Source organism: Hyphococcus luteus (assembly GCF_002943565.1).
Taxonomy (GTDB): domain Bacteria; phylum Pseudomonadota; class Alphaproteobacteria; order Caulobacterales; family Parvularculaceae; genus Hyphococcus; species Hyphococcus luteus.
Genome location: NZ_PJCH01000003.1, coordinates 255,722 through 276,334, shown reverse-complemented (window position 1 = coordinate 276,334; position 20,613 = coordinate 255,722). Strand labels below are relative to the sequence as shown.

The window sequence follows — 20,613 nt, the reverse complement described above, 5'->3', positions numbered from 1 at the left end:
TGATGGCCCGCCCCCAATGAGTAGAAATGTCGTTGTTACGGGAATGGGCGCGGTCACGCCGCTTGGCGCGAGCGTGGCTGAGTTTTGGGACGGTCTGACGGCCGGACGCTGCGCTATCGAAAAGCGCGACTATTCCGCAGACCGGTTTTCGCTCAATGTGCCGGTCGCGCCCGTCGACGGTCTCGAAGCGCGCATTAAAAACCTCGGCGTCCAGCTGATGCGCGCCGACCGGTTTTCACAGCTTGCAGCGCTCGCCGCGGAAGAAGCGGTTGCGCAGTCCGGCCTAGAATTCGACGATGCTTTAAGCGCGCGTACGGCCTGCATCATCGGCACCGGGATCGGCGGCCAGTCGACTTTCGACGAAGGCTATGTGTCGATGCTCTGCCGCGAACGCCGGCCGCATCCGCTGACCATCCTCAAACTCATTCCGAACGCTGCCGCGAGCCATCTGACCATCAAATACGGCGTCAAAGGACCGTCTTTCGCGGTCTCCAGCGCCTGCGCCACCGGCGCGCACGCGCTTGGCGTCACCGCCGAGCTGATCAAATCGGGCGCCGCCGACGCCGGCATCGCCGGCGCGAGCGAGGCGATCCTGTGTTATGGCGCGCTCGAAGCCTGGAGGGCGATGCACATTCTCGCCGACGAGACCTGCCGGCCGTTTTCGAAAAACCGCAACGGTCTCGTTATCGGCGAAGGCGCCGGGGTTTTCATCCTCGAAGAAGAAGAACATGCGAAAAAGCGCGGCGCGGAGATCATTTGCCGGCTTTCCGGCTTCGGCATGAACGCCGACGGCAAGGACATGATCAATCCGGACGTGAACGGCGCCGCCGGCGCGATGAAGATGGCGCTGAAAGACATCGATATCGCCGACCCGAAGTCGGTCTATGTCAACGCCCACGGCACCGGCACGCTTTTGAACGATCCGACGGAGACGAAAGCCATTCGCGACGTGTTCGGCGCCGGGGCGGACGATCTCGCCGTCTCCTCGACGAAGTCCATGCATGGCCATTTGCTCGGCGCCGCCGGCGGCGTCGAATCGATCGCGGCGATCCTGGCGCTTAAAAACGGCGTTGTTCCGCCCACGGTCAATTATGATGAGCCGGACCCGGAATGCGATCTTGATTATGTCCCCAATAAAGCAAAAGAGCGCGACATTGCGGTCGCGCTCTCGAACTCGTTTGCTTTTGGGGGCCTCAATGCGGTCATCGCATTCGAGAAGCTCTAAAGCTTAAGCGGCCGCCTTTTTCGGCGATATGCCGTGAAGCGCGGCGCGCATCCAGCGGAAGCCGCCGATCATCAGGACAAGCCCGATATAGCGGACGATGTAAATGCCGAGATCGTCCTTGAAGCTTTTCGCCATCCCGGCGATCGCGGCATAGATGGATTGCAGCTCCGCGCCTGAGGCGCCCATGGCCGCGATCGGCCAGACCGTGCGGTCGATGAGAAGCGCCAGAAGACCCGCTTTCCAGACATTCGTGTTGCTTTGCGCGAACATTGCGAAGAGGAAAGCCAGAATGACCGCGCGCGGCAGGTCCGCGCCCGAAAACCCAATGCCGATAATGTAATTGAGATCTTCCATCTTGGGGATCTCCTCCGGATTGTTGCAGCCCCATTTAGGCGCCATTAGGGTTAATGGCGCGTAAAAAGCGGCGCTGTCTCCCGCAAGAATCGGGTGTCTCCGGGCGATTTTTGCGCTCAAAAAGGCGTCATGACCGATATGTCCTCATTCCTCCCGTCCCCCCGGTTCGTTCAACGCCTCGATGCTTATGAGCCCGTGGCGCGCGCCATCGATTTCCTGACGGCGAACGCCGACGCCAAGCCCGGCCTTGAAGAAACCGCCGCGCATGTAGGGCTTTCCCCGGCGCATTTTCAGCGCGTCTTCAAGGCGGGCGCCGGCGTCTCGCCTAAGCGCTTTTTGCAATATCTCGCCGCCCAGGAAGCCAAGCGCGCCATGGCCGAAGGCGAAGACATCTTGTCGGCGTCCTTTTCGGCGGGGCTTTCCGGCGCCTCGCGCCTGCATGACCTTTTCCTCGCGGCGGAAGCGATGACGCCGGGCGAGTATCGCCGCCGGGGCGCCGGGCTCGTCATTCGGCACGCCTTTATCAACGGGCCTTTGGGGCGCGTTCTGATCGGGGCCACGGACAAGGGCGTGTGCTGGCTGAGTTTTGCGGATGAAGGCGGCGACGACCGGCATCTCGAAGAGATGATGCATGACTGGACGGCGGCGGAGTTCATTCAGGACAAGGACTATGTGGCGCCGCTCGCCGCACAGGCCTTCGCTTTTGCCCTGAACTGCGATATGAGCGAGCCTTTGCGCCTGCATGTGCGGGGCACGAATTTTCAGTTGAAAGTCTGGGAAGCGCTGTTGAAGATCCCGTACGGCGCGCGCTGCACCTATGGCGACATCGCCGGCGAGATAGGCAAGCCGAAAGCCAACCGCGCGGTCGGCGCCGCGGTGGGCGCAAACCTCATTTCGGTTCTGATCCCGTGCCACCGGGTGATCCTGTCTTCCGGCGTCATCCACAATTACCGCTGGGGCGTCGAGCGCAAGAAAACGGTCCTCGCCATGGAAGAGGCGGTGAGCGCCGCCTGATCTTTTGGCGTGTCGCGCCTTCGGTCCTTTGAGACGCAAAAATATCTTCATCCTGAGGGCGTTCGCGCAGCGGGCGCGTCTCGAAGGACGAAGATATTTTTGCTCCTCAGGATGAAGGCTTAATGAGTCATCTCATCTGTAATCGGCTCAAAACCAAAAACGCCCCGGATTTTTCCGGGGCGTTTCTGAACTGGTGCAAGTTTAGACAGCGTCGCGTTTGCGATGGTCTTACGCGACGGATTGGGCTTTTTCCTCCTGCGGGTCGCGAAGAACGTAGCCGCGCCCCCAGACTGTTTCGATATAATGCTCGCCTTGTGTCGCGGCGGCGAGTTTTTTACGCAGCTTACAGATAAAGACGTCGATGATCTTGAGTTCCGGTTCGTCCATGCCGCCATAGAGATGGTTGAGAAACATCTCTTTGGTGAGCGTCGTGCCCTTGCGGAGCGAGAGAAGCTCCAGCATCTGATATTCCTTGCCGGTGAGGTGGACGCGCTGGCCCGCGACCTCGACCGTTTTCGCGTCGAGATTGACCACGAGCTTGCCCGTGGTGATGACCGACTGCGAATGACCTTTCGAGCGGCGCACAATCGCGTGGATGCGCGCAACCAGCTCGTCCTTATGGAAGGGCTTGGTCATATAGTCGTCTGCGCCGAAGCCAAGGCCGCGCACTTTGGTTTCGATGTCGCCCTGACCCGTCAGAATGAGGATCGGCGTGTTGATCTTTGCGACGCGCAGAGATTTCAGCACGTCAAAGCCGGTCATGTCCGGCAGGTTGAGGTCGAGAAGAATGATGTCGTAGTCGTAAACCTTGCCGAGATCGACGCCTTCTTCGCCGAGATCGGTGGTGTACACATTGAACCCGTCCGACTTCAGCATCAGCTCGATGCTCTGCGCCGTCGCGCCATCGTCTTCGATCAGCAGAACCCGCATTGTCCGTCTCCTGTTGCGCGCTGTTCCCCTCGAACTCGTCGCGCTTTATTCGCTTTGTCGTCGGGAAGTTAACGACGATAAGCTTTCATAATGGTTAACAGCGTGAATCAAATTCGCTGGTTTCTCGGGCGCTTTTTAAGGGCGCGAAAACACTTGTTACTGGCAAGCCCCAGTGATTGCTTGATTTGCGGGTCCTGTCATTAAGCATGTTCGATTTTTTCGCGTTAAAGCGGTTCACTAATTTACCCGGGCTTAAGCGCGTCTTGTTAACAGGAAGAACGCGCCTGGGGCGTTCTCTTATGTCGTTTCCGAAACAGGCGCGCCTCAAAAGGCGGGAGAATGCATGCGGGAGATGGACCCAGCTTTCGCGGCCGGGCGGATTGGACAAACCGGGCGAAGCAGCGCCCCATGCGATGAAGAGGGGCGGCGAATGATCATTGCCGAAAAAGACAGGATCGCGCTCGAAAAGCTTTTGCGGCTCGCCCGCGAGGAAGGCGCTGTCCTCAGCGAAGATCTCGCCGATATCGCCGCGGCGCGGACCGCCGCGGAAATCTCGCTCCGCAGGCTCGATGAAGCGGGGCCGGGCGGCGAACATGGTCCCGCGCGCCGGCGCCGGCTCGCCGTCACGCTGGCGACCCTCGACAGGGCCGAGGCGGAGATCCGCGAAAAGCTCGAAACGGCGAGCGCGCTCGCCATCCGCTTCGAGGCGCTGATGGCGCGGGATGCGCAACCCCGGAAGGGCGTGCAAAAACAAACCTCTGGGCAAGGCGCGGCGCGCGCCGTCTAGGTTTTCGGCCCGCCGGGAAAAACTTTTCCCCAATAGGCGTGGAAAATTCACCCTTTGTTAACGGATGTTTACGGATCATTACCCCGAGCTGATTCGGCATGTTCCGTTTCTGTTCCGGAACCATGCGGAGATAAACCGGCCCCAAGGCGAATCATTCTTTGACCGCCCATAAAATCCCATGCTATCCCATGTAAGCCCATAAAAGCAGGGCTAGGGGCGGCGTGCGCCTGGTGGAAGCCGGGGCGCGCCGCAGCGGAGGATGCGGCATGCGGCGCGGGGCCGGGGCCCGGTTTTTCGGGTCTTACACCAACAAGATCGATGCAAAGGGCCGGCTGGCGACGCCGGCGGCCTTCCGGCGCGTGCTCGATCTCGCCTCGGAAAACGTTATCTATTGTCTTCCGTCTACGGAGGAGCCCTGCCTTGAATGCGGCGGCGCCGATTACATCGATTACCTCCTTTCGATGATTGAGGATCTCGATCCCTATTCGGAAAAGCGCATCGCGCTCGAGCGGGCCATGGCGACGCAGATGACGCCGGTGACGACCGATACGGAAGGGCGCATCAACCTGCCGGAAAATCTGCGCAAACATGCGCAGCTCAACGGCCAGGCGCTGTTCGCCGGTCATATTCGCAACTTCCAGATATGGAATCCCGACCTTTTCGAAGCGCCGCTCGACGAAGCGAAGAAGATTGCGAACGAAGCCAAGCGCTCCTTGCGTAATCCGAAAGAAACGGGAGGCGCGGAATGACCGACGCTCCCCACAAACCTGTCATGCTGAAAGAAGTCATCGACGCCCTCGCGCCGAAAGACGGGGGCGTTTATGTCGACGCGACCTTCGGCGCCGGCGGTTATTCGCGCGCCATTCTCGCCGCCGCCGATTGCACGGTTTACGGCTTCGACCGCGACCCCACGGCGATCGCGCGCGCCGCCGAGTGGGCGAAGGAATTCGCCGGGCGTTTGTTCCTCATCAACCGGCCCTTCGCGGAAATGCGCGAGGCGCTCGCCGAAGAAGGCGTTGAAACCGTGGACGGCGTCGTATTCGATCTCGGCGTTTCCTCGATGCAGCTCGACGAGGGCGCGCGCGGCTTTTCCTTCCGTTATGACGGGCCCTTGTCAATGCGCATGGACGGGGGCAATCCCGACGCCGCCGACGTCATCGCCCGCGCCGACGCGCAGGATCTTGCCGCCATCTTCCGGCGCTATGGCGAAGAAAAGCGCGCCAACGCCATCGCCCGGGCGATCCTGCGCGAGCGCGAAAAGGCGCCCATCGAAACCACCGGACGGCTCGCGGAGATCGTCGAAAAGGCGACGCCGGGCGCGGCGCGGCTGAAAATCCATCCGGCGACCCGCGTCTTTCAGGCCTTGCGGATTTTCGTCAATGACGAGCTCGGGCAACTGATCGCGGGGCTGCGCGCGGCGGAGCGGTTGTTGCGTCCGGCGGGGCGGCTCGTTGTCGTCGCGTTCCATTCGCTCGAAGACCGCATCGTCAAGCGTTTCCTGACGGGGCGGTCGGCGGCGCGTCCCGCCGGGTCGCGGCACCTGCCGCCTGAAGAGGCGCCGCCGGCTTCGTTCCAGCTTCTTTACCCGCGCGCGCTCGAGGCGTCGGCGGCGGAAACAGAGGACAATCCGCGCGCGCGCTCTGCAAAACTGAGGGCCGGCATCCGCACCGACGCGCCGCCGCCGCCCGACGGCGACGATCTCGGTGCGCCGAAAGAAATCAACCTGTCATTCATGGACGGAGGCGTAAAAAAATGATCCGTATTACAACTATATTTTTGTGCATGTTGCTGGCCGCAGCGGCGTTCGGCCGCTACAGGGCGGAGGTGTCCGTGCGCGAATTGCGCGAGGACATTGAGCGTATCGAAACCAGCAAGGTTGAAGAACAGCGCGAAATTCAAATGCTGCGCGCGGAAATCGCCTATCTTGAAAACCCCGACCGGCTTTCGAAAATCGCTGAGACCAAGACCGATCTGCGCCCGTCGACATCGGCGCAGCGCGTCAACGCCCGTGAATTCGCGGCGCTTTTCGGCGATGAGGAGTTCATCGCCGAAGAAGAGGCGCCGGCGCCGGAGGCAGACGTCATCCGCAATGCGCTCGCTATGGCGCTGGTGACGGACGCGCAGTAAGCTTTCAATCGCGAATGAAGGGCGGCGCATGTTCCAGCGCAAACACAAAAGAGCGAAACCGCAAGCCTATGTCATCGCCGAAGCGGATGCGGACGAGGAAGCGCGCGGCGCCGACGCCGGCGCGCTGAAAGTCCGCGCCCTTGGCGCGCGCGGGCGCATTGCCGAACGCGCGCGCATGCGCGTGATGATGTGCGCGTCGGTTTTCGTCTTTGTGTTTGCCGCGCTTGGCGTGCGCCTTGCTTTCGTCTCCTTCGGCGGGCTCGGCTCCTCGCAGACTTATGCGGCCGCGCCGCGCGCCGCCGCGCCGCGTGCGGAGATCGTCGACCGCAACGGCGCGCTGCTCGCCGCCGATCTGCCGGTGATCGCGCTCGAGGTTGCGGGCCGGGACGTCTGGGACCCTGAAGAGGCGGCGCGCAAACTCGCCGGCGTGTTGCCGGATATCGACGCGGCCGAACTGCAGGCGAAACTTGAAGACGGACGTTATGTGGAAGTGCGCGCGGACTTAACACCGGCGGAGCGTCAGGCGGTGTTCGATCTCGGCTTGCCGGGCGTGCGTTTCGCTGCGCGGGTGAAGCGTTTCTTTCCTCAAGGAGATCTCGCCGCGCATACGGTCGGTCATGACGAACCCGGCAAGGGCGGCGTCATGGGGCTTGAGAAAGTCGTGAACCGCTTCCGCGGAAAAGGGCCGATGCAGGCGAGCCTCGACATCCGCGTGCAGCAGATCCTCGAAGAAGAGCTCGCCGACACCATGGAGGCGTTCGAGGCGGAAGCCGCCTGGGGCGCGGTCATGGATGTTAAGACCGGCGAGGTTGTGGCGCTGGCGAGTCTTCCCGATTTCGATCCCAATGCGCCGGGCGCCTATCCGGCCGATTCCCGCCGCAATCGCGCCACCTATGACCGTTACGAACTCGGTTCCGCGTTCAAGAGCTTCACCGCCGCGGCGGTGATCGAAGACGGGCTCGGCGACGAGACGACGACTTACGATGCGCGCGGAAGCTTCAAGGTGGCCGACCGGCGGATCACCGATTTCCATGGCGAGAACCGTATTCTGACTCTTTCCGAAGTGGTGCAGCATTCCTCCAATATCGGCGCGGCGCGCATGGCGCTCGACCTCGGCGCCAAAGAACAGCAGCGCTTTCTCGAAGCGCTCGGGCTGTTTGCGCCGCTGCCGATCGAGCTGGCGGAAAACCGCGCGCCGGAGCTGCCTTATCAATGGGGGCCGGTGGAGACCGCGACGATTTCTTACGGTCACGGTATTGCGGTGACGCCGCTGCATCTTCTCGCCGCCTATTGCGCGGTGGTGAATGGCGGCGTTTACCGCGCGCCGACATTTCTGGCGGGGACGAAAGACGAAGAAGGCCGCCAGGTGTTCAGTCCTGAAACAAGCGCCGCCATGCGCCGCATCCTGCGCCGGGTCGTCACGGACGGAACGGCGTCTTACGCGGAAGCCCCCGGCTATTATCCCATTGGCAAAACCGCGACGGCGGACAAGCAATCGGCGAGCGGCGGCTATCAGGACAATGCGCGGATTGCGAGCTTCGTCGGCGCCGTGCCGGGCTATGCGCCGCGTTACGCAATTCTTATTTCCTTCGACAATCCGCAGCCCCAGGAAGGAACCTATGGCTACGCCACGGCGGGCTGGAACGCCGCGCCCGCTTTTTCGCGTTTCGTTGAGCGCGCCGCGCCCTTGCTCGGTCTTTCCACGGTCAATGAAGCGACGGCGCTGGCGTCTTTCGTGTCGGGCGAGCCGCCGGCGCTTCAACGCCAGGCGAAGCTTTCCAGAAAAGCCGGGAGCGAGGCCGGGAGAGGCAAGATCAGCGGAGGCAATATCAGTGGAGGCGGGGCGCCATGAGGCTTTCCGAACTCGCTTACGAAACGATCTCGCCGGACCCGCAGATTGACGGGCTGACCGCCGACAGCCGCGCCGTTTCGCGCGGTTTTCTGTTTGCGGCGCTCGAAGGCGTCAAGTCGGACGGTGCTGATTTTATTCCGCAGGCGGAGGAAAACGGCGCTGCAGCGATCCTTGCAAGGCCGGGCGTGAGGTCGACATTGCCGGTGATCGAGGACCCTGAACCGCGCCGGCGCCTGGCGCAAATGGCCGCGCGGTTCTATCCGCGCCAGCCGGAGGTTGTCGCCGGGATAACGGGGACGAATGGGAAAACATCGACGGCGCGTTTCGCCGCGCAGCTCTGGACTCTTTTAGGATATGAAGCGGGCAGCATGGGCACGCTCGGCGCGCAGTCGCGCGTCTATGAGCGCCCGCTCGCCCATACGACGCCGGAGCCTGTGACCCTGCACGAGACGCTTGACGCCATGGCGCGCGCCGGCGTCACCCATCTCGCCATGGAGGCTTCGAGCCATGCGCTGGCGCAGCATCGCCCCGATGCGGTGAATTTCCGCGTCGCCGCGTTCACCAACATCACCCAGGACCATCTCGATTATCACGCTTCCTTCGACGATTACTTCGCCGCGAAAGGGCGCCTGTTTTCGCAATTGCTGACGACGTCCGGGACGGCGGCGATCAATATGGACGGCGAGGGCGCGCAAGGCGTTGTGGAGATCGCCCGCGCGCGCAATTTGCCCACCATCCAGACCGGCGTCAAAGGCCGCGACGTCAAGCTCCTTAGCTGCAAGCCCCATCTCGGCGGGCTGGCGCTGGAAATCGAGTGCAACGGCTATGTCTATCGCGCCGACCCGCCGCTCATCGGCGCGTTCCAGGCGGAAAACGCGCTGCTCGCTGCGGGGATCGTTATCGCCGCCGGCGCGAAGCCTTATGACGTCATGCTGCAGCTCGACAATCTCGAAGGCGCGCCGGGCCGCATGGAATACATCACCGAGGTCTGGGGCGGCGGCGTTTATGTGGATTACGCCCACACGCCGGACGCGGTGGCGACGGCGCTTGCCGCCATCCGCGCCCATGCGCCGGGCAAGGTGATTGCAATCATCGGCGCCGGCGGCGACCGCGACCGGACGAAACGCCCGCTTATGGGCGAAGCCGCCGCGAAATATGCGGACACAGTGATTGTCGCCGACGACAATCCGCGCACGGAGGATCCGGCGGCGATCCGCGCGGAGTTGATGAAGGGATGCCCGGACGCGAAAAATATCGGCGACCGGGCCGAAGCGATCGCGACGGGGGTTGCGATGCTGTCGGAGGGGGACGTGCTCCTGATCTTGGGGAAGGGGCACGAAGCGGGCCAGCAGGTGGGGGATGAAATCTTTCCTTTCGACGATGCGAGCGTCGCGCGCGACGCCGCTTCGGACCGGATGAAGGAGCTCGGGTGATGGTGAAAGACATGATTGAAAACCTGTGGAGCGCTTATGAAGCGGCGGCGGCGACGGGCGGCGCCTTGTGCGCGCGCGGCGGCGATCCGAAAAGCTGGACGGCGGAGGAATGGAACGCCGGCGGGATCTCCATCGACACGCGCAGTCTGAAACCCGGCGACATTTTCGTCGCCTTGCGCGATGCGCGCGACGGCCATGAATTTCTGAAAAACGCTTTCGACGCCGGGGCCGCGGCGGCGCTCGTCTCCCGCGCGCCCGAAGACGCGCCGGAGGGCGCGCCTTTGCTGGTCGTCGGCGACACGCTCGACGGGTTGCGCGATCTTGCGAAGGCCGCGCGCACCCGCAATTTCGGCAAACGCATCGGCGTCACGGGAAGCGCCGGCAAAACCTCGACCAAGGAAATCCTGCGCGCGGTTCTGGGTTCTGACGGCGAGGTCCATGCGGCGGACAAGAGCTTCAACAATCACTGGGGCGTGCCGCTGACTTTGGCGCGCCTGCCCATGCGCGCCGATTACGGCGTCTTTGAAATCGGCATGAACCACCTGGGCGAGATCACGCCGCTGACAAAACTCGTGCGCCCGCACGCCGCCATCGTCACCACCGTCGCGGCGGCGCATCTTGAGTTCTTCAAATCGGTCGAAGAGATCGCCGAAGCGAAAGCGGAAATCTTTTCCGGCCTCGCGCCCGGCGGCGTCGCGGTTCTGCCCTTTGACAACGAGTTCTTCCCGCTTTTGAAAAAGCGCGCCGAAGAGGCGGGGGCGGCGAGCTTCGTTTCCTTCGGCGAAAAGGACGGCGCCGATTTTCAATTGCTTGACTACAAACCGGAAGGCGCGGGCGCGACGCTGAAAGCGAAAATCAAGGGCGAGGTGCAGAGCTTTTTCGCCGGCGTGCCGGGGCGTCATCAGGCCCTCAATATCCTTGCGGCCCTCGCCGCCGCCGATGCGGTCGGCTGCCCGCTCGGGCCGGCGATCCATGCGCTCGCCCGGATCGCGCCGGCGGAGGGGCGGGGCGCGCGGTCGCGCATCGCCCTCGAAGGCGGGGAGGCGACCCTGATCGACGAAAGCTACAACGCCAATCCCGCCTCCATGGCGGCGGCCATCGGCCTTCTCGGCGCCTCCGAACCCCCGTCCGGCGGACGGCGAATCGCGGTCCTCGGCGAAATGCTGGAGCTGGGGCCGGACGGTCCGGCGCTGCATCGCGGTCTTGCCGAGGCGCTCGTCGCCGCGAAGGTTGACCGGGTCTACGCAGCAGGCCAATTGATGCGCCATCTCTGGGATGTCCTTCCTGACGCCATGCGCGGTCTTTACGCCGATGACGCGGTCGGCCTCGTGGGCCCTGTGCTGGACGCGGTCGCGCCCGGCGATATCATCATGGTCAAGGGATCGAACGCCTCGAAAGTGAGCGCCGTGGCGCGCGCGCTCAAACAGAGCGGCGGTAAAGAAGAGAACAAGGAAAGCCGGGCTTAATGCTGTATCATTTGCTGACCCCTTACGCGGATCAGTTTCAACTGTTCAACGTGTTCCGCTACCTCACCTTCCGCACCGGCGGGGCGGTGATGACGGCGCTGTTGATTTCGTTCATTCTGGGGCCCTCGCTGATCCGCTGGATGCGCCGCAAGCAGGGGCGGGGCCAGCCGATCCGCACCGACGGACCGCAAGGCCACATCATCGAAAAAGCCGGCACCCCGACCATGGGCGGCGTGCTCATTTTGCTTTCGCTCACCATCGCGACTTTCCTGTGGGCGCGGCTCGACAATATCTATGTCTGGATCGTCATGGGCGTGACGCTCTCTTTCGGCGCGCTTGGCTTCATCGACGACTATCTGAAAGTGACGAAGCAGTCGTCCGACGGCGTCGTCGGCAGCTTGAAACTTCTCGTGCAGTTCGCCGTGGCGTTGCTTGCCGGCTATTTCTGCATGGACGCGCTGGCCGCGGCGCCGGATGCGCCGGAAGGGCTCGCCCGGTCGGTGGGCGTTCCGTTCGTGCCGCTCGACCTTTTCCAGAGCTGGTTTCATGCGCCGGGCGTGCCGCTCGGGCTTTTCATCATTCCTTTCGCCGCGTTCGTTATTGTCGGCGCCTCGAACACGGTGAACCTCACCGACGGGCTCGACGGGCTGGCGACCGTGCCGGTGATGATCGCGGCCGGCGCTTATGCGCTGATCGCCTATCTCGTGGGCAATGCGATCTATGCGGAGTATCTCGGCGTTCCTTTCGTCCCGCATGTGGGCGAGCTGACGGTGATCTGCGGCGCCATCATCGGCGCCGGGCTCGGTTTTCTCTGGTACAACGCCCCGCCTGCGGCGATCTTCATGGGCGACACGGGCTCGCTCGCGCTGGGCGGCGCCATCGGCTCTATCGCCGTCGCCGCGAAACATGAAATCGTGCTGGCGATTGTCGGCGGACTTTTCGTGCTCGAGGGCCTGTCGGTGATGATCCAGATCGCGTCGTTCAAACTATTCGGGAAACGCGTTTTCCGCATGGCGCCCATCCATCACCATTTCGAGCAACTCGGCTGGAAAGAGTCGACGATCGTCATTCGCTTCTGGATTATCGCCTTCGTTCTTGCGATGGTCGGTCTTGCAACCTTGAAACTGCGCTAGGGACGACAATGATCCTGATCCCTGACGTCAAACGAAAGAAGATCGGCGTATTCGGCCTCGGGCTGTCCGGCGTCGCGACCTGCGAGGCGCTGGCGGCGTCGGGCGCGCATGTGTTTTCTTTCGACGAAAACCGTCAGGCGCGCGACAAGGTTGCGGACACCGAATATCGCTGCGAACATCCGAAAAACTGGCCGTGGAAAGAACTCGACGCGGTCATCGTGTCGCCCGGCGTGCCGCTGACGCACCCGAAACCCCACGCCATCGTGCGCAAGGCGAAGATGGAAAAGGTTCCGGTCATGGGCGATACGGAGCTTTTTGCGCGCGCCTTGAATGCGCTGGAGCCGCGGGCGCGCCCGCGCGTCATCGGCGTTACAGGCTCGAACGGAAAATCGACGACGACGGCGCTCATCGGTCATATCCTGAAACAGGCGGGCGAAGATGTTTATGTGGGCGGCAATATCGGCGAGCCGGTCCTGTCGCTGCCCGCTTTTGAAAGCGACGCGATTTACGTGCTTGAGCTTTCCTCTTTCCAGCTCGATCTTACCGCATCCCTGCGCCTCGATACGGCGGTGCTGCTCAATCTTTCGCCCGATCATATCGAGCGCCACGGCTCGGTCGAAGGCTATCTCAAGGCCAAGAAGCGTATCTTCCTCAATCAGACGGAAAAGGATCTCGCGGTCATCGGCGTCGATGACGATTACGTGCAAGGCGTGTGCACGGAAATGATGGCGCGCGGGACGGCGGATGTCCGGCCTGTTTCATCGGGCAGCGCGCTGGGGCGCGGCGTTTATGCGCTCGACGGCAAGATCTATTACAATCTCGACGGCAAGACGGCGCAGGCCGGCGATATCTCGAAGGCGCGGTCCTTGCGCGGCGTTCACAACCATCAAAACGTCGCCGCGGCGATTGCGGTTTGCGAGAAATTCGGCGTCGATCCGGCGCTGGCGGTGAAATCCGCGCAGCGTTTCGAAGGTCTCGCCCACCGGATCGAGGAAGTCGGGCGCAACGGCAAGGTGCTGTTCGTCAACGATTCCAAAGCCACTAACGCCGATGCGGCGGCGCGCGCCTTGAACGCCTTTGAAGACATATACTGGATCGCCGGCGGCAAGCCGAAAGAGGGCGGGGTGAAAAGCCTCCTGCCGCTGATGAACCGTGTGCGCTGTGTTTATCTCATCGGCGAAGCGGCGGTCGAATATGAAGAGCAGTTGAAAGACGCGGTTACATGCGTTCATTGCAGCGATCTTGAAAAGGCCGTAGCGGCGGCGGCGAAAGACGCGGCGCAGTCGGAGGCGGCCAATCCGGTCGTTCTCCTGTCGCCGGCCTCAGCCTCTTACGATCAGTTCAAAAACTTCGAAGAGCGGGGCGAGGCGTTTCGCGCGCTCGTCTCCGATCTTTCGGCGACCAATGGAGAAGCGGCGTGAAGCGTCTGTCGCGGCTTGACGAGTCTCCCTTCGCGCGGCTCTGGTGGTCCATCGACCGGCCGGCGCTCGGGATCCTGTCGCTGATCATCGTCATCGGCGGCGTTGTCCTGATGGCGGCGGGGCCGTCCGCCGCGGCGCGCATGCCCGGCGTCGGGCAGTTTCAGTTTCCCATGCGCCAGCTCATCTTTATGGGGCCGACGCTGCTTCTCATGGCGGCGGTCGCGTTTTTAACGCCGCTGCAGGCGCGCCGGCTCGGGGTTTTTGTCTTCATCGGCGCGGTCGCTGTCATGATCTTTGTGCTGATCTTTGGCGGCGAGGTGAACGGCGCCAAGCGCTGGCTCTATGTCGGCGGCATGTCGCTGCAGCCCTCTGAATTCGCCAAACCCGGCTTCGTCATCGCCGCCGCCTGGATGATGGCGGAGGGCGCGCGCGATCCGAAATTTCCCGGCGGCTCCGTCGCCATGGGACTTTACGTTATGTTTTCCGCCTTGCTCTTAATGCAGCCGGATTTCGGCCAGTGGGCGCTCGTCACTGCGGTCTGGGCGGTGATGTTTTTCGTCGCCGGGTGGAGCTGGCTGTGGATCGCGGGGCTCGGCGGCGCCGGGTTCGGCGCGCTCGCTGCGGGCTATTATCTCTCCGACCATGTGGCGCGCCGCGTCGACGGGTTTTTCAAACCGGGCGCGACGGAGACTTATCAGGTCGACAAGGCGATCGAAACGATTGCGAATGGCGGCCTGATCGGCCGGGGCGACGCGCCGCCGGTGAAGACCGCGCTTCCCGATGCGCACACCGATTTCATTTTCGCCGTCGCCGGCGAGGATTTCGGCTTTCTGGTGGCGGTCTTCATCATCGTTCTTTTCGCCGTCTTCACCGCGCGGGTGATGGCGCGGGCGGCGGGGCTGAAAAGCATTTTCGCGCAATGCGCCGCCACCGGCCTTGCGGCGATCATCGGCTTTCAGGCGATCATCAATATCGGCGTTAGTTTGCGCGCGCTGCCCGCGAAAGGCATGACCCTGCCGTTCATTTCTTATGGCGGCTCGTCGCTTTTCGCCACGGGATTGACGGTGGGGCTCATCTTCGCGTTGACCCGCACACATCAGGGCGTCTTCCGGCGCAAGGACATCATGCCGTGAGCTTGAGCGGTCCCATCGCGCTCGCTGCCGGCGGGACCGGCGGACATCTGTTTCCCGCCGAAGCCCTGGCGCAGGAATTAAAGCGCCGCGGCCATCAGGTGCTGCTCGTCACCGATGCGCGCGGCAGCCGTTACGCCAAAGCCTTTCCCGCCGACGAACGGTTTGAGATCTCCGCGGCGACCCCCTCCATCGGCGGGCCCGTGGCGAAAGCCGCTTCTGCGGTCTCCATTGCGGCGGGGCTTTTTACGTCGCTGCGCGAATTCAAGAAAAGAAAACCCGCGGCCGCGGTAGGCTTTGGCGGGTATCCGTCGCTTCCCGCCATGAAGGCGGCGGCGCTGATGAAGATCCCTTACGGGGTGCACGAACAAAACGGCGTCCTGGGTCGCGCCAACCGGCTGCTTGTCAAAAAGGCGGCCTTCGTCGCCCATGGGTTTTCAATCCTTGAAAAATTGCCCGCCGGCGTTGAAACGGTGGAGGTGGGAAACCCCGTGCGCGACGCCGTGGCGGCGCTTGACGGCGCGCCTTATCCCGCGACGGGCGGCGACATTCATCTCCTCATTTTCGGCGGCAGTCAGGGCGCCAGCATTTTCTCCGATGCGCCGGTGAAAGCGATTGCGGGCTTGCCCGAAGGCTTGCGCAAGAGGCTCATCGTCACGCATCAGGCCCGCGAAGGCGAGATGGAGACGGTGAAAGCCGCTTATGCTGAAGCCGGCGTCCGCGCCGAGGTTGCGCCGTTCTTTTCCGACCTTCCGCAACGCATGGCGGCGGCGCATCTCGTCATTTCCCGGGCCGGCGCCTCGACCGTGACGGAGCTCGCCGCCATCGGCCGGCCGTCGATCCTGGTGCCGCTTGCCATCGCCATGGACGATCACCAGACCGGCAATGCGCGGGCGTTAAAGGATAAAAACGCCGCCGTGATTTTGCCCGAAAAAGAGTTTAATGCTTATGAGCTCGCCGCGCCGCTGGAGGCGTTGCTCTCCAATCCGGCGCGGCTGAAATCCATGGCCGAGGCCGCTCATGGCGCGGTGAAATCCGGCGCCGCATCGCGCCTTGCCGATCTGGTCGAAGGCATCGCTGCGGTGAAAGCTGCAGCCTGAGGAACTTTAGTGAGTAAGCTGAAGACATTGTTCTTGAAGTATTGCACCGATCAACACGATGTGGATCGGTATCTCAATGTCTATGGTGTTTTTGTGGTCGCGGTTTTGGTTCTTGTACTTTTTGGCGCTGTTGGCGGATTTGTAAGCGGTCTTACACAAAATTAGGCGAATGTGAGTATGAGTAAGAACCAATATTCCAAAATCGATCCGCCGGCGATCAAGGTGCGCCTGCCTTTCGGCGCGGGCGTCGTGCATTTCGTGGGTATCGGCGGCATCGGCATGAGCGGCATCGCGGACGTGATGAGGACGCTCGGCTATGACGTCAGAGGCTCCGACATGGCCGAAAGCGCCAATGTCCAGCGCCTGCGCGATAAGGGCGTTCCCGTCGTCATCGGCCACAAGCCGGAAAATGTCGAAGGCGCCGACGCCGTCATCATTTCAACGGCGATCAAGCGCGACAATCCGGAGGTTGCGGCGGCGCGCGCGCGCCATATTCCGGTGGTCAAGCGCGCCGACATGCTCGCGGAGCTTATGCGCCTGAAATGGACGGTCTCCGTCGCGGGCACGCATGGCAAGACCACGACGACGACCATGGTCGCCGCGCTTCTCGACGAGGCGGGACTCGACCCCACGGTCATCAATGGCGGCGTCATCAATGCTTACGGCGCCAATGCGCGCATCGGCGAGGGCGACTGGATGGTGGTCGAGGCCGACGAGAGCGACGGCACTTTCATTCGCCTGCCGACGACCGTCGCCATCGTCACCAATATCGACCCGGAGCATCTCGACCATTGGGGCGGCTTCGAGGCTTTGCGCGCCGCGTTCGACCGTTTCATCGAGAACACGCCGTTTTACGGCTTCGGAATTGTCTGTCTCGATCATCCGGAAGTGCAGGCGCTTGTCGGCCGCGTCACCGACCGGCGGCTCATCACCTATGGCGTCAATCCGCAGGCCGATGTGCGCGCGGTCAATATCCGCCATGAAGACGGCGCCAGCCATTACGACATCATTTTCCGCGAGCAGGGGCGCGAAATCGACCGTATTGAGAATCTGCGCCTGCCCATGCCGGGAACGCATAATGTGCTGAACTCGCTGCCCGCCGCGATTGTCGCGAAACGCCTCGGCGCCAGCGACGACCAGATCAAATCGGGCCTGTCGAAATTCGAAGGCGTCAAGCGCCGCTTCTCGCCCGCCGGCGAGTGGAAGGGCGTTCACATCATCGACGATTACGGCCATCACCCGGCGGAAATCGCCGCGGTCCTGCGCGCCGCCCGCAATATCGCGAAAGGCAAGGTCATCGCGGTCGTGCAGCCGCACCGTTATTCAAGACTACGCGATCTCTTCGACGAATTCTGCGCCTGCATGAACGAGGCGGATGTCGCCTTGATCGCCGACGTATATGCGGCGGGCGAGGCGCCGCTCGAAGGTTTCGACCGCGATAGTCTTGTGGCGGGCCTCGAAGGTCATGGCCACCAGGGCGCGCAGCCCTTGAAGTCTTTCGATGAGTTGCCGGGGATCATCGCGGAGGTTGCGCAGGAAGGCGATTATGTCATCTGCCTCGGCGCCGGCGACATCACCAAACATGCGAATGCGCTGGCGGGCGAGTTGGCGAAGTCGGGCAAGTAGTTGTGTGTTTATTGTTGCGGCCAACCCCCTTCGACCCGCGCCTGATGGCGCAGGCCACTTCCCCCGTAAACGGGGGAAGAGATTCTTTCCTGCAGTTGCCTCCTTTTCTCCTCCCCCGCTTGCGGGGGAGGTGTCAGCGAAGCTGACGGAGGGGGTGATATGAAAAAAATCACTATATCCGAGCTCCCCGCCGTCCGCGGCAAATACACCGAGAACGCAGACCTCTCCGCGCTCACCTGGTTCCGCGTCGGCGGCCCGGCGGATGTTTTGTTCTCGCCCGCCGATGAAGACGACCTCGCGCACTTCCTGAAAGAAACGCCGGAAGAGATCCCGGTTCATGTGATGGGCGTCGGCTCGAATCTGCTGGTGCGCGACGGCGGGGTGCGCGGCGTCGTCATTCGCTTCGGCTCGCCGTTTCGGCAAATCAGCGTGTCGGGGATGCGCGTCACCGCCGGCGCTGGCTGCATCGACGCGCAGGTCGCAAAAGCCGCCGCGCAGGCGGGCGTCGCCGGGCTCGAATTTTTCCGCGGCGTGCCGGGGACCATCGGCGGCGCGATCCGCATGAACGCCGGCGCCTATGGCGGCGAGGTGAAAGACGTGCTTGTCGCCGCCGTAGCCTATGACCGCAAGGGCCGGCGGCGCATCCTCTCCAAGGACGGGCTCGGCTTTTCCTACCGCCATTGCGCCGCGCCCGAGGGTTTCATCTTTACGAGCGCCACCTTCGAAGGCCGCCCGGACGAGCCCGAACGCATTTTAAAGCGCATGGAAGAGATCAGCGCCGCGCGCGAGGAGACCCAGCCGATCCGCGAGCGCACGGGCGGGTCCACCTTCGCCAATCCCGATCCGGACATCTCGGGCGGTAAGAAATCCTGGCAGCTCATCGATGAGATCGGGGGCCGGGGCCGCGTCGTCGGCGATGCGCAAGTCTCTGAACATCACTGCAATTTCATGATCAATCGCGGCAAAGCGAGCGCGGCGGACCTCGAGGCCCTGATCGAGTCGCTGCGCCAGGATGTGGCGCGCGAGACGGGCGTCGAGCTCAAATGGGAAATTCGCCGGATCGGCGAGGCGATAGGGAATGGGGAATAGGCAATGGGACGCCTGAACCGCAGGAAACTCGCCGGACGCGCGCAGCGTAAACAAAATCTTAACGCGCCGAATGCTTCCCTATTCCTAAGCCGGGCGCCGAAGCGCTCCTTTGCCTATTCCCTATTGCCCGTTGCCTTATGACAAAAAAGCACACCCGCATTGCAGTCCTGAAAGGCGGCTGGTCGCCGGAGCGCGAGGTTTCCCTCAATTCCGGCGCGGCGGCGGCGAAGGCCTTGCGGGAAGCCGGTTACGAGGTGTTCGAGATCGACGCGGGGCGCGATATGGCCGCGCGTCTGCTCGAAGCCGAACCCGATGCGGTTTTTAATGCGCTCCACGGACAATGGGGGGAGGATGGCTGCGTCCAGGGGCTCCTCGAGGTGATGGGGCTTCCCTACACCCATTCCGGCGTCCTCGCCTCGTCCCTCGCCATGGACAAGCAGCGCGCCAAGGCGGTGTTCGAAGACGCCGGCATTCCCTCGCCATTCGGCCGGATCGTTTCGCGCGAAGAGGCGGCGAAGGGCCACGTCATGGAGACGCCCTATGTCATCAAGCCGAATGCGCAAGGCTCTTCGGTCGGCGTCTTTATTGTCCGCAAGGGCGAGAACCGTCCGCCGGCGGAGCTGACCTCGAAAGAATGGTCTCTCGGCGATGACGTGCTGGTGGAGAAATTCATTCCTGGGCGCGAGCTTACCGTCTCGGTGATGGGCGAGCGGGCGCTCTGCGTCACCGAAATCACCACATCGCTCGCTTTCTATGATTATGAGGCGAAATACGCCGCCGGCGGATCGAGCCATGTGCTGCCCGCGGACATTCCAGACGCGGTAACAGACCGTTGCATGGATTTGGCCCTGCGCGCCCATCACGCCCTTGGCTGCCGCGGGCTTTCCCGCGCCGATTTCCGTTACGACCCTGGCGCCAAAGACGAACAGGTCTATTGCCTTGAAGTGAACACGCAGCCGGGTCTCACGGCGACGTCGCTTTCCCCGGAGCAGGCGGGTCATTGCGGCATATCGTTTTCAGAACTCTGCGCATGGATGGTGGAGGATGCATCATGCCAAAGGTAAAGAAGAAAAACGGACGTAAGACGACAAAGCGCAAATCCTCGCGGAAAAAGCAGGAAGGCTTTTTCGACCGCATCAGCGCGATTTGGACGAACATGTCCCGCGCCGCGCTCGCAGGGTCCGTCTTGATCGCGCTTGTGGCGCTCGGCTTCCTGTGGACCGGGGGCTATATCGGTTTGATGGGCGAGAAGCTCTCCCGCGTCGCCGGCGCCGGCGCCGTCACCGCCGGGTTCGAAGTCCGGCGCATCACCGCGCGCGGCGTCGACCATGTGAGCGAGGACGAAATTCTTTCCGCTGTCGGGCCGGTGATGGGCGCCTCGATCCTGCATTTCGATGCGGACCGCGCCCGCGCCGCGGTGGAGCAGCTCGGCTGGGTGCGCGCCGCCGCCGTGTCGCGCCTCATGCCCGACACCATTCATGTCTCGGTGCGCGAGCGCGAGCCTGCCGCCGTCTGGCAATTGTCCGGCGCGCTGCATCTCATCGACGATACGGGCGCGATCATCCGCGAGGTTGACGCCTATGAATATGCCGACCTGCCGCTGATCGTCGGCGCCGGCGCCCCCGGCGCGGCCTCTGAGATGCTGAAGGCGCTGCATGTTGAACCCGAACTCTGGCAACGCGCCTCGGCGCTGATCCGCGTTTCGGACCGGCGCTGGAATCTGAAGACCAAAAACGGCGTCGATGTGAAATTTCCCGAGCACGGGCTCGGCGAGGCGGTGCGCTATCTGGCGCGCCTGCATGACGAAACCGGCTTGCTTGACGAGCCGCTCGAATATGTCGATTTACGGGACCCGGAAAACTTCGTCTACAGAACAAAAGGCGCGATGGAGATGGACAAGCCTCTCGGCCGCGTCAACTGATGGGA

Annotated in this window: 19 protein-coding genes; 17 read left to right on the top strand and 2 right to left on the bottom strand. The window is 62.9% G+C overall.

Annotation, left to right across the window (positions count from 1 at the left end; translation table 11 throughout):
* Positions 1–16: 16 nt before the first annotated feature.
* Positions 17–1,225, top strand: coding sequence for a beta-ketoacyl-[acyl-carrier-protein] synthase family protein (locus tag CW354_RS03885; protein ID WP_104828736.1), 1,209 nt, complete (start codon positions 17–19; stop codon positions 1,223–1,225).
* A 3-nt stretch (positions 1,226–1,228) separates the two neighbouring features.
* On the opposite strand, the gene CW354_RS03880 is transcribed toward CW354_RS03885, so the two are convergent.
* Positions 1,229–1,579: a hypothetical protein gene (locus CW354_RS03880; protein WP_133162163.1), complete on the bottom strand. Its 351-nt coding sequence runs from the start codon at positions 1,577–1,579 to the stop codon at positions 1,229–1,231.
* Positions 1,580–1,717: 138 nt separating this feature from the next.
* On the opposite strand from CW354_RS03880, the gene CW354_RS03875 reads away from it, so the two are divergent.
* Complete coding sequence (locus CW354_RS03875; RefSeq protein WP_104828912.1) at positions 1,718–2,593, top strand: bifunctional transcriptional activator/DNA repair enzyme AdaA; 876 nt, start codon at positions 1,718–1,720, stop codon at positions 2,591–2,593.
* A 228-nt stretch (positions 2,594–2,821) separates the two neighbouring features.
* On the opposite strand, the gene ctrA is transcribed toward CW354_RS03875, so the two are convergent.
* Positions 2,822–3,523, bottom strand: a complete 702-nt coding sequence (gene ctrA / locus CW354_RS03870; protein WP_104828734.1) for a response regulator transcription factor CtrA — start codon at positions 3,521–3,523, stop codon at positions 2,822–2,824.
* Between the two features lie 430 nt (positions 3,524–3,953).
* Between ctrA and CW354_RS03865 the strand changes: the two genes are divergently transcribed.
* The 15 genes from CW354_RS03865 (at position 3,954) to CW354_RS03795 (ending at position 20,608) form a co-directional block, all read left to right on the top strand.
* Positions 3,954–4,310 carry a hypothetical protein gene (locus CW354_RS03865; protein WP_104828733.1) on the top strand — a complete coding sequence of 119 codons (357 nt, stop codon included), beginning with the start codon at positions 3,954–3,956 and terminating at the stop codon, positions 4,308–4,310.
* A gap of 266 nt (positions 4,311–4,576) precedes the next feature.
* The gene (locus CW354_RS03860; RefSeq protein WP_133162162.1) at positions 4,577–5,059 is read left to right on the top strand and encodes a division/cell wall cluster transcriptional repressor MraZ; all 483 of its coding nucleotides are present in this window, start codon (positions 4,577–4,579) and stop codon (positions 5,057–5,059) included.
* Positions 5,056–6,066: a 16S rRNA (cytosine(1402)-N(4))-methyltransferase RsmH gene (rsmH, locus tag CW354_RS03855; protein ID WP_104828731.1), complete on the top strand. Its 1,011-nt coding sequence runs from the start codon at positions 5,056–5,058 to the stop codon at positions 6,064–6,066. The genes CW354_RS03860 and rsmH overlap by 4 nt, the downstream gene beginning before the upstream one ends.
* Positions 6,063–6,437: a cell division protein FtsL gene (ftsL, locus tag CW354_RS03850; protein ID WP_133162161.1), complete on the top strand. Its 375-nt coding sequence runs from the start codon at positions 6,063–6,065 to the stop codon at positions 6,435–6,437. Before rsmH ends, ftsL begins: the two co-directional genes overlap by 4 nt.
* Positions 6,438–6,465: 28 nt before the next feature.
* Positions 6,466–8,289 (top strand): peptidoglycan D,D-transpeptidase FtsI family protein, encoded by a 1,824-nt coding sequence (locus CW354_RS03845; protein WP_104828729.1) that lies wholly within the window; start codon positions 6,466–6,468, stop codon positions 8,287–8,289.
* Positions 8,286–9,722 (top strand): UDP-N-acetylmuramoyl-L-alanyl-D-glutamate--2,6-diaminopimelate ligase, encoded by a 1,437-nt coding sequence (locus tag CW354_RS03840; RefSeq protein ID WP_104828728.1) that lies wholly within the window; start codon positions 8,286–8,288, stop codon positions 9,720–9,722. Before CW354_RS03845 ends, CW354_RS03840 begins: the two co-directional genes overlap by 4 nt.
* A complete protein-coding gene (locus CW354_RS03835; RefSeq protein WP_207764649.1) occupies positions 9,722–11,188 on the top strand; it encodes a UDP-N-acetylmuramoylalanyl-D-glutamyl-2,6-diaminopimelate--D-alanyl-D-alanine ligase in 1,467 nt (488 codons plus the stop codon). The genes CW354_RS03840 and CW354_RS03835 overlap by 1 nt, the downstream gene beginning before the upstream one ends.
* Positions 11,188–12,321, top strand: coding sequence for a phospho-N-acetylmuramoyl-pentapeptide-transferase (gene mraY, locus CW354_RS03830; protein WP_104828727.1), 1,134 nt, complete (start codon positions 11,188–11,190; stop codon positions 12,319–12,321). The genes CW354_RS03835 and mraY overlap by 1 nt, the downstream gene beginning before the upstream one ends.
* An 8-nt stretch (positions 12,322–12,329) precedes the next feature.
* A complete protein-coding gene (gene murD / locus CW354_RS03825; protein WP_104828726.1) occupies positions 12,330–13,742 on the top strand; it encodes a UDP-N-acetylmuramoyl-L-alanine--D-glutamate ligase in 1,413 nt (470 codons plus the stop codon).
* On the top strand, positions 13,739–14,875 hold the full coding sequence (locus CW354_RS03820; protein ID WP_104828725.1) for an FtsW/RodA/SpoVE family cell cycle protein: 1,137 nt from the start codon (positions 13,739–13,741) through the stop codon (positions 14,873–14,875). The genes murD and CW354_RS03820 overlap by 4 nt, the downstream gene beginning before the upstream one ends.
* Complete coding sequence (gene murG, locus CW354_RS03815) at positions 14,872–15,972, top strand: undecaprenyldiphospho-muramoylpentapeptide beta-N-acetylglucosaminyltransferase (protein WP_207764648.1); 1,101 nt, start codon at positions 14,872–14,874, stop codon at positions 15,970–15,972. The genes CW354_RS03820 and murG overlap by 4 nt, the downstream gene beginning before the upstream one ends.
* Before the next feature lie 222 nt (positions 15,973–16,194).
* A complete protein-coding gene (murC, locus tag CW354_RS03810) occupies positions 16,195–17,598 on the top strand; it encodes a UDP-N-acetylmuramate--L-alanine ligase (RefSeq protein ID WP_104828910.1) in 1,404 nt (467 codons plus the stop codon).
* Between the two features lie 159 nt (positions 17,599–17,757).
* Positions 17,758–18,687: a UDP-N-acetylmuramate dehydrogenase gene (gene murB, locus CW354_RS03805; RefSeq protein ID WP_104828723.1), complete on the top strand. Its 930-nt coding sequence runs from the start codon at positions 17,758–17,760 to the stop codon at positions 18,685–18,687.
* 137 nt (positions 18,688–18,824) lie between these two features.
* On the top strand, positions 18,825–19,751 hold the full coding sequence (locus CW354_RS03800; protein WP_104828722.1) for a D-alanine--D-alanine ligase: 927 nt from the start codon (positions 18,825–18,827) through the stop codon (positions 19,749–19,751).
* On the top strand, positions 19,739–20,608 hold the full coding sequence (locus CW354_RS03795) for a cell division protein FtsQ/DivIB (RefSeq protein ID WP_165793509.1): 870 nt from the start codon (positions 19,739–19,741) through the stop codon (positions 20,606–20,608). The genes CW354_RS03800 and CW354_RS03795 overlap by 13 nt, the downstream gene beginning before the upstream one ends.
* Positions 20,609–20,613: the final 5 nt, after the last annotated feature.